The sequence below is a fragment of the Mesorhizobium sp. WSM4844 genome (assembly GCF_055811775.1).
In genome coordinates this window covers 1-14,098 of sequence record NZ_JBVVQB010000039.1, presented here as the reverse complement: position 1 = coordinate 14,098, position 14,098 = coordinate 1, and the positions used below count along the sequence as shown (strand labels likewise).

Below are 14,098 nucleotides of genomic sequence, written 5' to 3'. Positions count from 1 at the left end.
AACAAACGGTCCTCGGGAGACCACCCTCAATGTTCCAGCGCCTTTTTGGTCGCGAACGTCACGCCAACCGCGCTATCACCGAGGCGCTTTACGCACAAATCGTGGCAGCGGCGCGGCAAACCGTGTTTTATTCCGACTGGGATATCCCGGACACGCCGCTTGGCCGCTTCGAGATGCTGTCCCTGCACATGTTCCTGTTCCAGCACCGGCTGCGCGGCGAGGGTGGTGTTGCCGGGGAGGTCGCGCAGGTGCTGATCGACGAGTTCTTCATGGATGTCGAGCATTCGCTGCGCGAACTCGGCATCGGCGACGTTGGCGTGCCGAAGCGCATGAAGAAACTGGCGAAGATGTTTTATGGCCGCACCGCCGCCTATGACGATGCGCTGGAACGAAACGACCATGACGCACTCGTCGCGGCGCTTGCCCGCAATGTCAGGCCCGATGCCGGCACCTGGCCGCAGGCGACGCATCTGGCCGGCTACGTCGCCGATGTCTCCAGGCGACTCGCGGAACAGCCGACCGAATCGATTGTTTCCGGCACTGTGGCATTCCCCGCGGCCAAACCTATTTAAGAAAACAAGCCTATTTAAAGGAAAATATGAAACACGCCGATTCCCAGAGCCCCGATCGACAGAGCCCCGTGTCCTTCGTGGCCAACGTCGCCCGGCTGCCGCAAAAGGGACTGCCGGTGCTGATCGAGGCCGACGCCGCGCAGCGCGCCGCGCTGGCAGGCGAGCACGAGTTGCTGTCGGTCGAGAACTATCGCGCCGAACTGCTGGTGGCGCCATGGAAGCGCAACGGCGTCAAGGTCAGCGGCCGCGTCGAGGCCGATATCACCCAGGCCTGCATCGTCACCCTGGACCCGATCGAGGCGCATATCGACGAGGCGGTCGACGCACTGTTCCTGCCGGAGCAGTCGAAGCTCGGGCGGCAGGGTTTCGAGGGCGGTGGCGAGATAATGCTCGATGCCGAAGGGCCGGACAGCCCGGAAACATTTTCTGGCAATTCAATCGATGTCGGGGCGCTCGCCGAACAGTTCTTTGGACTGGCGATCGATCCCTATCCGCGCAAGCAAGGCGTTTCGATGGAGGCTGCCGACGATGCTGGGACTGCGGAAAGCGAATTTCAGCAAAAGCTGCGTTCCCTGCTGGGGAAATCCTGAAAACCCGACCCAATCGGAGAAAGCCGGTTGTGCGGCAGCCCAAAAACGCTATTTTCGCCGAACCTTCGCGAGCCCCAAACCCGTTGCCAGCGCCAGGCGCTCGCTCAAGCAAACTGTGAGATGAACACCGCGTGATCAGGATTTCCATCGATGCCATGGGCGGCGATCACGGACCAAGCGTGGTCATCCCGGCGCTCATGACGGTCGCGACCCGGCGTCCCGACATCCGCTTCGTCATCTATGGTCGCGAGGAGGCAGTGCGCCCCGAACTCGCAAAGCTGCCCAAGCTGGCGGAAGTGAGCGAGTTCATCCACTGCGAGATAGCAGTCCGGATGGACGACAAGCCGAGCCAGGCGCTGCGCCATGGCCGCTGGAAGTCGTCGATGTGGAAAGCGGTCGAGGCGGTCAAGGCAGGCACTGCCGACGCCTGCATCTCGGCCGGCAACACCGGCGCGCTGATGGCGATGTCGAGATTCTGCCTCCGCACCATGGCGACCATCGACCGTCCGGCGATCGCGGCGCTGTGGCCGACATTGCGCGGCGAAAGCGTGGTGCTGGACGTCGGCGCCACCATCGGCGCGGATGCGCATCAACTGGTTGATTTTGCCATTCTGGGCACTGGCATGGCGCGCTCGGTTTTCGGCATCGAACGGCCGAGCGTCGGTCTGCTCAATGTCGGCGTCGAGGAGATCAAGGGCCAGGAAGAGGTCAAGGAGGCGGGCCGCATGTTGCGCGAGGCCAACATGGCCTCGATGAACTACCATGGTTTCGTCGAGGGCGACGACATCGGCAAGGGCACGGTCGACGTGGTCGTCACCGAAGGATTTGCCGGCAACATCGCGCTGAAAACGGCGGAAGGCACGGTACGGCAGATCGCCGGTTACCTGCGCGCCGCGATGGACCGCACGCTGATGGCCAGGATCGGCTATGTATTCGCCAAGGGCGCCTTCGATCGCCTGCGCGAAAAGATGGATGTCGGCCGCTCCAACGGCGGGGTTTTCCTGGGTCTGAACGGCGTCGTGGTGAAAAGCCATGGCGGCGCCGATTCGGACGGCTTCGCGGCGGCGATCGAGCTTGGCTACGACATGGTGCGCAACAATCTGCTCGATCGCATCGAAGCCGATCTTGATCTGTTCCATGCGCGCAATCCGCATGCCCAGACATCCAGGAAATCCGACGTCGTTGCCGACGCAGAGGAATAGGAAAGAGCCTTGATCAGATCAGTCGTGCGCGGCACAGGCTCCGCGCTGCCCCGCCGCATCATGAAGAATGCCGATTTCGAAGGCATGGTCGAGACGTCAGACGCATGGATTGCCCAGCGCACCGGCATCCGCCAGCGCCATATCGCGGCCGACGACGAGACGACGGCTTCGCTCGGCGAGGCGGCGGCGCGCGCAGCCCTCGACAATGCCGGCCTGACGCCGGCCGATATCGACCTGATCGTGCTGGCGACCTCGACTCCCAACAACACCTTTCCGGCGACCGCCGTCGACATCCAGAACCGGCTCGGCATGCATCACGGCTTCGCCTTCGACATGCAGGCGGTGTGCTCGGGCTTCGTCTACGCGGTGACGACGGCCGACCTCTATATCCGCGGCGGCCTCGCCAAACGCGTGCTGGTGATCGGCTCCGAAACCTTTTCGCGCATCCTCGACTGGAGTGATCGCTCGACCTGCGTGCTGTTTGGCGACGGCGCCGGCGCGATGGTGCTGGAAGCAGGCGAGGGGGCGGGCGGCATTGCCGACCACGGCGTGCTGGCGGCCAGCCTGCGCTCCGACGGGGCTCACAAGGACAAGCTGTTCGTCGACGGTGGAGCGTCGACCACCGGAACGGTGGGCCATCTCAGGATGGAAGGCCGCGAAGTGTTCAAGCACGCGGTCGGCATGATCACCGACGTCATCGAAGCGACGTTCTCAGCTGCCGGGATCACCGCTGAAGATCTCGACTGGTTCGTGCCGCATCAGGCCAACAAGCGGATTATCGACGCTTCCGCCAGGAAGCTCGGGATAGCGGAACAAAAGGTGGTGGTTACCGTCGATTTGCACGGTAACACCTCGGCTGCTTCGGTGCCGCTGGCGCTGTCGGTGGCGGTCGCCGACGGCCGCATCAAGAAGGGTGATCTGGTGCTGATCGAGGCGATGGGCGGCGGCTTCACCTGGGGCGCGGTCCTGCTTCGCTGGTAAGTGCCGAACGGACCGGTTCGGTCCTTGACCTTGCCGGATCAATTACTTAGGCTCTATCTTTGCTTATATAGAGTTATGTTTTTTTGAGCTGATGGGGACGGTTCGCATGGGGGGAAAGACACTTACGCGCGCCGATCTTGCTGAAGCCGTTTATCGCAAGGTTGGCCTGTCGCGTACTGAATCGGCCGAGCTCGTCGAAGCGGTTCTGGACGAGATCTGCGAGGCGATCGTTCGCGGCGAGACGGTGAAATTGTCGTCGTTCGCAACCTTCCATGTCCGCTCCAAGAACGAGCGCATCGGGCGCAACCCCAAAACCGGCGAGGAAGTGCCGATCCTGCCGCGCCGCGTGATGACCTTCAAATCGTCGAATGTGCTGAAGAACCGCATTCTGCGCGCGCACCAGATCAGCAAGGCCAAGGGCAGCAAATAGCGCCTGCGCTTCAAAGCCCGGTTGAAAACGGTCGCCTGCTTTGACGCCGGGCTTGAATATTGTTTCATAAACCGCTGAAATAAGGCTCGATTCGGCACAACAAGCCGGATCGGAATGACTCTTTGTTGAGCATGATCCTGGCCGAAAACCGTTTTCCCACTTTTCGGGACCATGCTCCAGCGTGAGGATTTCGCCCATGGACAAGAGCCCCGACGCTTTCCGCACCATCAGTGAGGTCGCAGAAGATCTCGACCTGCCGCAGCATGTGCTGCGTTTTTGGGAAACGCGTTTCAACCAGATCAAGCCGATGAAGCGCGGCGGCGGCCGCCGCTACTACCGGCCGCAGGATGTCGAACTGATCAAGGGCATCCGCCACATGCTCTACGATCAGGGATACACGATCAAGGGCGTGCAGAAGCTGTTGCGCGAGAACGGCAATCATTTCCTGGTCGCCATCGGCAATGGCGACATGGCGGCCGTCGAGGCGATCTCGCAGCGCCGGCAGGCCGATGCGGTGCCGTTGACGCCGGCGGCCCAGCCACGCGGCGCCGATGACGAGATGCTGGTCGGCGAGCCCAAGGTAAAACCCAGCCGGCGCTTCTTCGGCCTGGGCAAGACCGACGACGAAGGCCCGGTGCAGCCGGGCACGTCGAAACTCTCGCGCGACAATCGCGCTTTGCTGCAGGAGGCGCTGTTCGACCTTCTGGAATGCAAGCGCCTGCTCGATCAGGTGCGCTAGCGCATGGCCCCGGGATAGCGACTGCATAGAACTTCACGCGGGTCGCATGAATCGCTTCTGACGCGACGCGCTCTGGGCCCCGATCGGTCGCGGCAAAAACCGGAACCGGTTTTGCGATCGTGCGTTCCTTCGCAAAAGAAGGAAGCCTGTCATGGTATCATTTTCGACCCTCTCTGACATCGATCTTGAAAAACAGGTCGCGGCTCTCTCCAGGGAACTGGCGGCGTTGAGGAAAGCCGTTTCCAGGCGCGGCAGCGCCTATTACGAGGACGGGCGTGACACCGCGTCGGACTATTACTCGGACCTCGCCGAGCGTTTCAGTGACGCTCTGCCTGCGATCAGGAGGCATGGCAGGGTGATAGAGAAGACAGCCCGCGATCATCCTGCGACAGCCGCCGCAGTCGGTCTGGTTGTGGTCGGGCTCGTCGCCAGCCTGTTCCTCAGCCGCCAGCAGAAAACGTCGCGGACGAGATCGAGATCGGCACGTTGAGCCAAGAAAATGGCGGCGCGGACGGCCGCCATTTTCGTTGACCAAAAGGTCGATCAGCGCGCGAGCTTGAGCTTGTTCTTCGGGCTGACCTGCGCGGTCTGGCTGCATTTGCCGTAGACGGTGCCGTTGGAGTCGGTGGCGTCCGTATAAGTACCCTTGCAGTCGAGCTGCAGCACCAGGCAGTGACCCGCGCCCTTGCAAACCGCGCCGCCGCCGCTCGGATGCGTGCCGTTGGCGAAGGCCGAGCCCGGCAGTGAAATCGAGCCGAAGGCCGAGACGACGATGGCAGCGGCGAGCGACAGGCGCTTGAAGTTCGAGATGTTGGTCATTTGAGCATTTCCTTCTCTTGATCGAGGATCGCCGTCAGGGCGTCCTTCCGGTTGGGACCGCCTTTGTGGCGTCCATGCCGTGTTGGTGCGGCCCGGAGAGAAAAGGTTCACGCGTCGGTTCAAGAAAATTCGCAGCCCCCTGACGCGTTCAGCGTGCTCCTGCCGCTGAGGTTCGATCCGCTCAAAACGGCTGACGGGCCAGCGACAGCCGCTTGACAAGGGAGCGGCTCAGAACCGTCGAACAATTCGGCGATCGGCCAGTCAAAGACCCCGATCGGGATGACGGTCCCGTGCCGGTGCCGCCGAGGCCTGTGCCGGGCTGCGCCGATCGGAATCACGATGCCGTGACGGCGTTTTTGGCGCTTGGCAAATCACCATCGAGAGGGCATTCTCTGCGCCGTCTCAGGCAACTTCTTGATTTGATCAAACTCTTTAAATCCACGGAGTTGCCAAATGCCCCAAATAGCAACAAGCGAAGCTTTTTCCGAACTGTCGGCGACCGAAGCTGCGCCCGACCACAGCGCCCTTAAGGCCATCCGAGAAACCAGGGGATACAGCATGGAAGAGCTGTCCCTGACGTGCGGACTGTCGGTCGATGAGATCGCGGACATCGAGAACGGCAGGAATGCCGATTTGTCGAAGCTCAGGCGAATAGCCTCTGCGCTCCGGCTTCCGGAAAGCGCGCTGATCGATACGGCCGCGCTGACACAATCCGTGGAAAATACAAGACCCGTCTCGTAGCAGCGACGCCAGAGGATCAAGCCAACAAGCGAGCTGTGTTCTGGATTTGAAGTTCCTGAATGCTGACGACATCCACCAGAGCAGGAACTTCAAATCCACCATGCCGGGCATCAGCGTGATGGCCGCCGAATTCGGTTGACCCGAACCGGGTTATCACGATACATCGCGACCGGTCCGGAGTGTAGCGCAGCCCGGTAGCGCACTTGACTGGGGGTCAAGGGGTCGTCGGTTCGAATCCGGCCACTCCGACCAAATAAGCCCTTAGAACCCTAAGGCTTATTTGAAATCCGGGGAAACTGGCTGAGCCTCGAAAACGAGAAATCGGGGCCTTTCTGGGCCCTTTCCTTTTCTGGGCCGTGCCAGTCTGGGGCCATGTCGCCCGAATCGCGCCGTGACGGGCCGACGATCGGCGGCCAAGCGCTGATCGACAGGCTCGGATCAGATCGCGGATCGATGCATCAGGATCTGGTCGGGCTGTTTGGCTGCTCAAAATGCAAGGCCGAAGGCCGCGACCGCCGCCCAGGGTGTTCTTCACGTTCATTCCCGACGACAAAAGCCAGCAGCGAGAGCGGCACTGCACCTGGAAGCGGACGTTCGAAAGTGAAGGGCTCGAAACGCGGGAACCTTTCATCCGCGAGCCGCTTTGTTTGCATGTCCCAAGCCGTGCAACCACCCATATTGCCAAAGGGTAGCCCAGATCGGGACGTCAACTGTGAAGTCGCCTTGGAAGCCGCATTTGCAGCCTTGGTGACTGCCTCGGAAGCGAAGGGGTGGACGCCGCGCGAAACGGCTGCAGCCCTACTGAAAATCGCAACGGAGCATGCCCAGCGGTTCAGGCTTGTGCCGGCTGAGCCGCCAAGGTGGCGAACGCGAAGAGGTATGTTCATCGCGTGTGCCACGCTCGTGTTTTTGCTGTGTGCAGCCATCGTTGGTGGGTTGCTTAGATGACGATCAACGTTTCGCCCCCGGATACGGCCGTTGCCGCGGTCGTAGTGATGGCGTTGCCGCCTATACGTTAGATTGCGCAACGCTCGCCTAAGTTCATCCGGCCAGCGCCATGCCGACGGCTATGCCTATGCCCATCACCAGCCCTGCAGCGAGTTCCCGCCATATTCGACGGCAGTGGCTAAGACCACCACTCGCTACGCCCACGTGCTGGACCTCCGACCATTTTCAAGGGACTTAGACTTGCCCCAGAAATCCATCATGCCCCAGCCGCCGGCGAACACAGCGCCGCCGGCCGCAACTGCCGCTGATGGCGATATTCGAGAGCGATCGCGCCCCAGATCAGCCCGAGCAGCAGATAGACGTGGCGCCAGTGATCGATGTCGATGAAGGTGCCCAGCGCGATATTGCCGATGAAGGCGACATAGGCGCACAGAAGGTAGGGCTGCCACGGCCTGTCGCGCAGGAGAACGCGGAAGCCGGCTGCCATCGTCCAGCAGGTCAGCGTCAGGAACGAGACGAAGCCGAGCCAGCCATAGTCCAGCAGCATTTTCAGCCAGATGTTGTGCGTGTCCTCGCCGAAAATCGTGCCGAAGACGAGCGGGCCGATGCCGAGCGGATGCTCCAGCGCCATCTGGAAACCGAAGATATAGCGGGCGAAACGGCCGAGGCGGGCGGTATCGTAGCTCTGTTCCAGCTGGGCGCGGCTGGAGAACATTTCCGAGACGCCCGGCAGCTGCAGGATGACGAGCATCGCGATGACCAGCAGCGAAATGGCGGCGATGGTCATGACGACGACACGCAGCCGGAATTTTCCGCTCGCGCTCTGCAGGAACAGGGCGCCGGTGAGCAGGATCGCCGAAACGCCGAACATGCCCCAGGCGCCGCGCGAAAACGAGAAGAAAATCCCGGCGGTGATGATCAGCAGCGGCATCGCCAGCAACGGCATGCGGGAGACGGGGCCGGTCAGCAGGAGATGGAGCAGGTAGATGCCGGGCAGCACCAGGAACGGCCCGAACACGTTCGGATCCTGGAAGGCGCCGGTGGCGCGGTCGTATCTGGTGAAGATCTCCGCCCCCGGGAAGGCATGGAAATAGCCGGCGATCCCGAGCAGCGAGGTCAGCACCGCCGACATCACATAGGTCCGGAAGATCACCCGGTAGAGATTTGGCTGGACCGATGTCACCGAGGCGAAGAACACCGCGGTAAACGCCAGGAACAGCGACACGGCGAGATAGAGCGGGGTGCCGGCAATATCCGACATCTGGGTCATCGCGATCATGCCGCCGATGTTCATGACCACCAGCAGCACCAGCAGTGGCGCCGCCGCGCGCGATATGCGCAGGCCGAACAGGGCCCACACCGCCATCAGCCCGACCATATAGAGGTCGTATGGCGCCGGCTCGGCGATGACGAAGCCGGACAGGAAGACGCCGAGGAAAACCGCGCCCGACGCAATCAGCGCGATCAGCTTGGCGTTGACCGCGGCCGGCGACAGTTCATGCGCGACTGCGCTCAATAGGCATTTTCCGTATTGAGCAGCCGGATCGGTGTCAGGAACAGGATCCTCAGATCGAACAGCAGCGACCAGTTCTCGATATAATAGAGGTCGTACTCCGTCCGCATGCGGATCTTCTCGTTGGTATCCATCTCGCCGCGCCAGCCATTGATCTGCGCCCAGCCGGTGACGCCGGGCTTGACCTTGTGGCGTGCGAAATAGCCGTCGACCACCTCATTGTAGAGAAGGTTGTGCGACTGGGCGGCAATGGCGTGCGGGCGCGGGCCAACCAGCGACAGCGAACCGAAAAGCGAATTGAAGAACTGCGGCAACTCGTCGATCGAGGTCTTGCGGATGAAGCGGCCGACGCGGGTGACGCGCGGGTCGTTCCTGGTCACCGTCTGTTTGGCCGTCGGGTCGGCCTTGTCGGTGTACATCGAACGGAACTTGTAGACCCCGATGATCTCGTTGTTGAAGCCATGCCGCTTCTGGTGGAACAGCACCGGTCCCTGGCTGTCGAGCTTGATGGCGATCGCGGTCGCCAGCATGACCGGCGAGAACACGATGATCCCGATGATCGAGAAGACGATGTCGAAGGCGCGCTTGGCGACCGAATCCCAGTCGTTGATCGGCCTGTCGAAAATATCGAGCATCGGCACCGAGCCGATGTAGGAATAGGCGCGCGGCCGGAATCGCAGCGCGTTCGAATGCGCCGAGAGCCGGATGTCGACAGGCAGCACCCAAAGCTTCTTCAAAAGCTGCAGGACGCGCGTTTCGGCGGTCAGCGGCAGCGACACGATCAGCATGTCGATACGGGCGATGCGGGCGAACTCGATGAGCTCGGAAACGGTGCCGAGCTTTGGGTAGCCGGCGACGATGGGCGGCGAGCGCTTGTCGCCGCGGTCGTCGAAGATGCCGCAGATGCGGATGTCGTTGTAGGGCTGCTTTTCGACGGAGCGGATCAGGACTTCCGCCGCCGGGCCGCCGCCGACGATGACGGCGCGGCGCTCCATGCGCCCGTCGCGCGCCCAGCGCCGGATCAGCTTCGACATCAGCAGCCTCAGGCCGAAGATCAGCATGAAGCCGACGACGAACCAGGTGCCGAAAACCAGGCGCGAATAGTCTTGCGACATCTTCATGGCGAATGCCGTCAGCGCCATCAGGGCGAAGGTGCCGGCCCAGACCATCAGCAGACGGCCGAAATTGGCGAGCGGCCGCATGAACGAGACGATCTGGTAGCAGTCGGTGACATCGAGCAGCACCACGGCGAGCGACGAAGCGGCGGCGATCGCCAGTGGATATTGCCAGGCGAGGTGGTTGAAGAAGCCGACATAGTAAAAATAGATGCACAGGCCCGACAGGAACAGCAGTGCGAATTCGACCATCCGCAAGACGCCGCTGACCATGATCGGCGACATGGTGTCGCGCCGGTATTGCGACGCCACCTGACGGGCGACGTCGTTCATGCCGCCGGGGCTATCGTCGCCGGCCGGGCCGTTGAAATTGCGCACCGCGTCTTTCGAAAAGCGGCGTTTGGGATCGAAGTCGCTCATGATGCATCCGCAAAGCTTCACGCAAGTGAATAGCGAAATAGAGCTAAGAAACCCTTGAAACAACAAATAGGTTTTGGGGAAGCTTTGAGGTCAGCGCCGTTTTGGGGTTAGCGCCCATTTCGGGTTAGCGCTTGAGCGCCGCGAAATAGGCCGTCTCGATCGCGGCGGCCATCACGTCGGCGCCGAATCGCGCCTTGAGGTCGGCGGTATCGGGCATCAGCCTGCCATAGGCATCGGGGTCGGCCAGCGCCGCGCTCATCTTGTCGGCGAGCTCGCGCGGATCGGGCCGGATCAGGGCAGGGGAGCCGGCGCCAAGAATTTCCGGGATGCCGCCGACGCCGGTGGCGATCATCGATTTGCCGGCGGCGAGCGTCTCCAGCACGATGTAGGGCATGGCTTCCGCGCGCGAGGGCACGACAACCAGTTCGGCCAACTCGAAGGCCTTGCGCGCCGGCATCGGCGGCAGGAAGCGCATATGGCCTTCGAGCCCGAGCCGCTTCACTTGCGCATGGTAGCGCGGCAGGTCGTCGCCGTCGCCGACCATCACCGCATTCACCGGGCGGCCGAGCCGCGTTCCGGCAAGAACCAGCGCATCGATGAAGATGTCCGGCCCCTTGAGGTCGCGCATCATGCCGATATAGAGGGCATCGGCCGCATTCGGTTCGGTTCGCACCGGCTCGAACTCGGCGGCGCTCAGTCCATTGTAGACAAGGTTGTTCGGGATCGGCGGTTCGCCGACCTTCCTGCGATAGGTCCGCCTTTCATAGTCGGAGACAAACAGAAGATAGTCGGTGAAGCGCGCCATGAACCGCTCGAGCGCGAAGAACAGCTTCCCCGTGGCGGTGGTCTCGTCATAGTGAAGAGAGCCGCCGTGCGGCGAATAAAGGCGGGCTACGCGAAACCTTGATACCCGCAACAATGAGCCGAACAGGCGGGCATAGGCGCCACCCTTGGCGCCGTGCCCGTGGAGCACGTCCGGCCGCAATTCCTTGATGATCCCAAATGTGCGCCAGGCCGAGGCGAGGTCGCCGGGTCCGACATGCCGCTGCATCGGCGTGCGATGGATGCCGAGCGCCATTATGCCCTTCATCTGTTCGAACAGATGTTCCTCGAAGTCGCCGCCCGTCGTCGAATCGCAGACGATGCCGACGGCATGCCCGGCGGCGACCTGCGCCTCGGTCAGGTCGCGCACGTGACGAAAAATCCCCCCGACAGGTGAGCGAAAGCAGTGGACGATCCTGAGTGTGTCCGCCACGTGGTCTAGAACAGGCGTTCGCGAACATAGACCGTGTCGCCGGGCAGAAGCGGGTCGGAGGTGGCAACGCGACCGGTCATGACCTTGCCGTTGATGTCGCGGGTGATGTCGACGCTTCCCTGGTTGGCGCGCGGGCTGAAACCGCCGGCGATGGCAATCGCCTTTTGCACGGTCAGGCCGGGAACATAGGAGTACTGGCCCGCAGCACCGACTTCGCCCATGATGAAGATCGGCCGGTAGCGGTCGATCTCGACCGAAACGTCCGGATCACGGAGATAACCCTGGCGTAATTTATCGGCGATCTCGCCTTCGAGTTGCTGTGCGGTGTGGCCGCGCGCCGGCACGGCGCCGACCAGCGGGATGGACAGATAGCCGGATTGGTCGACACTGTAGACGTTGGTCAAACCTTCCTGCTCGAACACGGTGACGCGGACCCGGTCGCCGGCGCCGAGGCGATAAGGCTGATCGAGCATTTTATGAAAGGCCGCCGGCGCCGGCCGGTAGCTGGAGCAACCGGCAAGCAATGACACGGCGAGCAGCGCACGGAACAGGGAAGCAGTGCTTTTCATGACCGGACATGTACCTTCGACTGGCCGCCGCTGCACCGCGGCAAACTCTGGAGATCGAGGCCCGTTATCATCCGGTTAGGGTTAATGGCCGGTAAAGGCGGGCGGCCGAAGCGACGGCAACCGACGGGAGGCGGCCGGTTCCGGTGCTTTTAGCTGCGCGTGCGCGTAAAACCTGACAGGTGCTTACCGCAATATTAACGGCTGAGTTACCATATTTGTTTACGGTGTATACTGACTAATGCATGTCGCCCAAAAGTGCGCAGCGGTTTTGGGACAAACGACATGCATGGAAACAAGAGCTTGAAGTGCGTCGCATGAATCCGTTCAATGCGACGCGCTTCAAGCACCGGAGCAGGATGCATGTCCGTTCAATCCGCGGCCGCAGATGTCGACGTCGATCTCAGGCAGCTCTTCGCCAGCCTTGCGAGAAATTGGCTGCGCATTCTTGTCGTCGCGCTTGTCGTAACCGGCCTGGCGTTCGCGCTCACCTGGCTCGCCACGCCGCATTACCGGGCCGAAACCCGGCTTTTGATCGAAACGCGCGAATCGGTCTACACGCGCCCCGACGGCACCAATGACAACGACAAGCCTATACTCGACGAGGAAGGCGTGACCAGCCAGGTCGAGGTCATTTCCTCGACCGACATCCTCAAGCAGGTGGCGCAGAAGCTTGATTTGTCGCGCCTGCCCGAGTTCGATGAGACGGCGGATATGCCGGCGTTGAGCCGTCTGCTTGTCGTCGCCGGCCTGAAGAGCGACCCCAACGAGATTCCGCCGGAAGAACGCGTGCTGACGAAGATGCGTGAGAAGCTCAACGTCTATCGCGTTGAAAAATCTCGCGTTATCGTCATCGAATTCTCCTCGGAAGATCCCCGGCTCGCCGCCGCAATCCCGAACGCCATCGCCGACGCCTACATCTCCGTCCAGGGCAATGCCAATATCGAATCGAATTCCGCCGCAACCGACTGGCTTGCGCCGGAGATCGCCGACCTGTCGAAGCGGGTGAAGGATGCCGAGGCCAAGGTGGCAAGCTACCGCGCCCAGTCCGATCTTTTGATGGGCGGCAACAATTCGGTGCTCGCCACGCAACAGCTTTCCGAACTGTCCAGCGAATTGTCGCGGGTGCGGGCCAATCGCGCCTCGGCGGCAGCGACTGCCGACGGCGTGCGCAGGGCGCTGCAGAATGGCGGCTCGCTGGATGCGGTACCGGAGGTGCTGTCGTCCGGACTGATCCAGCGGCTGCGCGAGCGGCAGGTCGAGCTCAAGACCAATATCGCCGACCTTTCCACCTCCTTGCTCGACAATCATCCGCGTATCCGGGCGCTGAGGTCGCAGCTTGCCGATCTCGACCGCCAGATCCGCAACGAGGCGGAAAAGATCATGACAGGGCTGATGACGCAGGCGCAGACCGCCCAGGCCCGCGAAAACCAGCTTGTCGCCGACGTCAACACGCTGAAGGCCGCATCGGCGCGCGCCGGCGACCAGCAGGTCGAACTGGACGCGCTGCAGCGCGAAGCGACCGCCCAGCGCCAGCTGCTCGAAACCTATCTGACCCGTTATCGTGAGGCGTCTTCGCGCAAGGACAGCAACTATCCGCCGGTCGACGCCCGTGTCTTTTCCCGCGCGGTGGCGCCGTCCCAACCCTACTATCCAAAAATCCTGCCGATCATCGGTGCGGCCTTCGTCGGCTCGCTGCTGGTCATGGCGATCGTGACGCTTCTGCAAGAGCTGTTTTCGGGTCGCGCCATGCGGCCGGCCGCCGGCGCCCGCTTCGAGCGGATCGAACAGGTCGCGATGCCGGTTGCCCACCAACCGCCCAATCACGAACCGTCCGATCACGAACCGCCCGATCACGAGCCACCCAATCAGGAACCGGCCGATATCGAAGACCTTGGGGATCGGACGGAGGAAGTCCAGGCAGAGCCGCAAGCGGCTGCCGCGGCGCCAGCAACTGGCCCGGCAACTGGTGACGACGTCGGGCCGGCGCGCCGCAGCCTTGGCGAGGTCGAAATCGACAAGGCGGTGGAGAAACTGATCACAAGCGGCGCCGCACGCGCCATATTCGTGTCGCCGGAAGGGGGCGGGGCGGGCCCCGCGGCGGCTAACACCCCCGCGGGCTGGCCGGCCAAGGCCGGATGCACGACCTGGCCACCATCGGTCAGCATCGTCGCCTTGACCAGTTCATCGTCGCGGTTGATGGCGAG

At 62.4% G+C, this 14,098-nt stretch carries 14 protein-coding genes and 1 tRNA gene; 10 read left to right on the top strand and 5 right to left on the bottom strand.

The features are described 5' to 3' along the window. The first annotated feature begins 29 nt into the window (after nucleotides 1-29). The 7 genes from AC0L2A_RS25070 (at nucleotide 30) to AC0L2A_RS25040 (ending at nucleotide 5,004) form a co-directional block, all read left to right on the top strand. Nucleotides 30-572: a ubiquinol-cytochrome C chaperone family protein gene (locus AC0L2A_RS25070; RefSeq protein WP_473611090.1), complete on the top strand. Its 543-nt coding sequence runs from the start codon at nucleotides 30-32 to the stop codon at nucleotides 570-572. 26 nt (nucleotides 573-598) lie between these two features. After that, nucleotides 599-1,162, top strand: a complete 564-nt coding sequence (locus AC0L2A_RS25065; protein ID WP_023798390.1) for a YceD family protein — start codon at nucleotides 599-601, stop codon at nucleotides 1,160-1,162. Between the two features lie 131 nt (nucleotides 1,163-1,293). Next, entirely contained in the window at nucleotides 1,294-2,364 is a 1,071-nt protein-coding gene (plsX, locus tag AC0L2A_RS25060) for a phosphate acyltransferase PlsX (RefSeq protein WP_023798389.1), read from the top strand. A gap of 9 nt (nucleotides 2,365-2,373) precedes the next feature. Beyond that, the gene (locus AC0L2A_RS25055) at nucleotides 2,374-3,345 is read left to right on the top strand and encodes a beta-ketoacyl-ACP synthase III (RefSeq protein WP_091591554.1); all 972 of its coding nucleotides are present in this window, start codon (nucleotides 2,374-2,376) and stop codon (nucleotides 3,343-3,345) included. A gap of 106 nt (nucleotides 3,346-3,451) precedes the next feature. Further along, the gene (locus AC0L2A_RS25050) at nucleotides 3,452-3,775 is read left to right on the top strand and encodes an integration host factor subunit alpha (RefSeq protein ID WP_023798387.1); all 324 of its coding nucleotides are present in this window, start codon (nucleotides 3,452-3,454) and stop codon (nucleotides 3,773-3,775) included. Between the two features lie 196 nt (nucleotides 3,776-3,971). Beyond that, complete coding sequence (locus tag AC0L2A_RS25045; RefSeq protein WP_095485784.1) at nucleotides 3,972-4,514, top strand: MerR family transcriptional regulator; 543 nt, start codon at nucleotides 3,972-3,974, stop codon at nucleotides 4,512-4,514. A 151-nt stretch (nucleotides 4,515-4,665) separates the two neighbouring features. Further along, nucleotides 4,666-5,004: a hypothetical protein gene (locus AC0L2A_RS25040; RefSeq protein ID WP_023798385.1), complete on the top strand. Its 339-nt coding sequence runs from the start codon at nucleotides 4,666-4,668 to the stop codon at nucleotides 5,002-5,004. A gap of 53 nt (nucleotides 5,005-5,057) precedes the next feature. On the opposite strand, the gene AC0L2A_RS25035 is transcribed toward AC0L2A_RS25040, so the two are convergent. Then, the gene (locus AC0L2A_RS25035) at nucleotides 5,058-5,333 is read right to left on the bottom strand and encodes a hypothetical protein (RefSeq protein WP_023798384.1); all 276 of its coding nucleotides are present in this window, start codon (nucleotides 5,331-5,333) and stop codon (nucleotides 5,058-5,060) included. Between the two features lie 453 nt (nucleotides 5,334-5,786). Here AC0L2A_RS25035 and AC0L2A_RS25030 point away from each other — a divergent pair, with 453 nt between their 5' ends. Both AC0L2A_RS25030 and AC0L2A_RS25025 read left to right on the top strand, forming a co-directional pair. Then, nucleotides 5,787-6,074 (top strand): helix-turn-helix domain-containing protein, encoded by a 288-nt coding sequence (locus tag AC0L2A_RS25030; protein ID WP_128169992.1) that lies wholly within the window; start codon nucleotides 5,787-5,789, stop codon nucleotides 6,072-6,074. Between the two features lie 175 nt (nucleotides 6,075-6,249). Continuing rightward, nucleotides 6,250-6,326: transfer RNA gene (locus tag AC0L2A_RS25025), tRNA-Pro, on the top strand. A 952-nt stretch (nucleotides 6,327-7,278) separates the two neighbouring features. Here AC0L2A_RS25025 and AC0L2A_RS25020 read toward each other — a convergent pair. The 4 genes from AC0L2A_RS25020 to AC0L2A_RS25005 form a co-directional block, all read right to left on the bottom strand. Continuing rightward, nucleotides 7,279-8,538, bottom strand: a complete 1,260-nt coding sequence (locus AC0L2A_RS25020; protein ID WP_473611089.1) for an O-antigen ligase family protein — start codon at nucleotides 8,536-8,538, stop codon at nucleotides 7,279-7,281. Next, nucleotides 8,535-10,070, bottom strand: coding sequence for an undecaprenyl-phosphate glucose phosphotransferase (locus tag AC0L2A_RS25015; protein WP_473611088.1), 1,536 nt, complete (start codon nucleotides 10,068-10,070; stop codon nucleotides 8,535-8,537). The genes AC0L2A_RS25020 and AC0L2A_RS25015 overlap by 4 nt, the downstream gene beginning before the upstream one ends. A 124-nt stretch (nucleotides 10,071-10,194) precedes the next feature. Continuing rightward, nucleotides 10,195-11,325, bottom strand: coding sequence for a glycosyltransferase family 4 protein (locus AC0L2A_RS25010; protein ID WP_128246696.1), 1,131 nt, complete (start codon nucleotides 11,323-11,325; stop codon nucleotides 10,195-10,197). 5 nt (nucleotides 11,326-11,330) lie between these two features. Then, nucleotides 11,331-11,894 (bottom strand): polysaccharide biosynthesis/export family protein, encoded by a 564-nt coding sequence (locus AC0L2A_RS25005; protein ID WP_287077118.1) that lies wholly within the window; start codon nucleotides 11,892-11,894, stop codon nucleotides 11,331-11,333. Between the two features lie 360 nt (nucleotides 11,895-12,254). Here AC0L2A_RS25005 and AC0L2A_RS25000 point away from each other — a divergent pair. After that, on the top strand, nucleotides 12,255-14,098 hold a 1,844-nt coding region (locus AC0L2A_RS25000), incomplete at its 3' end, for a GumC family protein (protein ID WP_473611087.1).

What these genes read in the sequence shown, in the direction of transcription:
- AC0L2A_RS25070 (WP_473611090.1), top strand. Translation starts at nt 30, where the DNA reads ATGTTCCAGCGCCTTTTTGGTCGCGAACGTCACGCCAACCGCGCTATC.
- AC0L2A_RS25065 (WP_023798390.1), top strand. Translation starts at nt 599, where the DNA reads ATGAAACACGCCGATTCCCAGAGCCCCGATCGACAGAGCCCCGTGTCC.
- AC0L2A_RS25050 (WP_023798387.1), top strand. Translation starts at nt 3,452, where the DNA reads ATGGGGGGAAAGACACTTACGCGCGCCGATCTTGCTGAAGCCGTTTAT.
- AC0L2A_RS25045 (WP_095485784.1), top strand. Translation starts at nt 3,972, where the DNA reads ATGGACAAGAGCCCCGACGCTTTCCGCACCATCAGTGAGGTCGCAGAA.
- AC0L2A_RS25040 (WP_023798385.1), top strand. Translation starts at nt 4,666, where the DNA reads ATGGTATCATTTTCGACCCTCTCTGACATCGATCTTGAAAAACAGGTC.
- AC0L2A_RS25035 (WP_023798384.1), bottom strand. Translation starts at nt 5,333, where the DNA reads ATGACCAACATCTCGAACTTCAAGCGCCTGTCGCTCGCCGCTGCCATC.
- AC0L2A_RS25030 (WP_128169992.1), top strand. Translation starts at nt 5,787, where the DNA reads ATGCCCCAAATAGCAACAAGCGAAGCTTTTTCCGAACTGTCGGCGACC.
- AC0L2A_RS25015 (WP_473611088.1), bottom strand. Translation starts at nt 10,070, where the DNA reads ATGAGCGACTTCGATCCCAAACGCCGCTTTTCGAAAGACGCGGTGCGC.
- AC0L2A_RS25005 (WP_287077118.1), bottom strand. Translation starts at nt 11,894, where the DNA reads ATGAAAAGCACTGCTTCCCTGTTCCGTGCGCTGCTCGCCGTGTCATTG.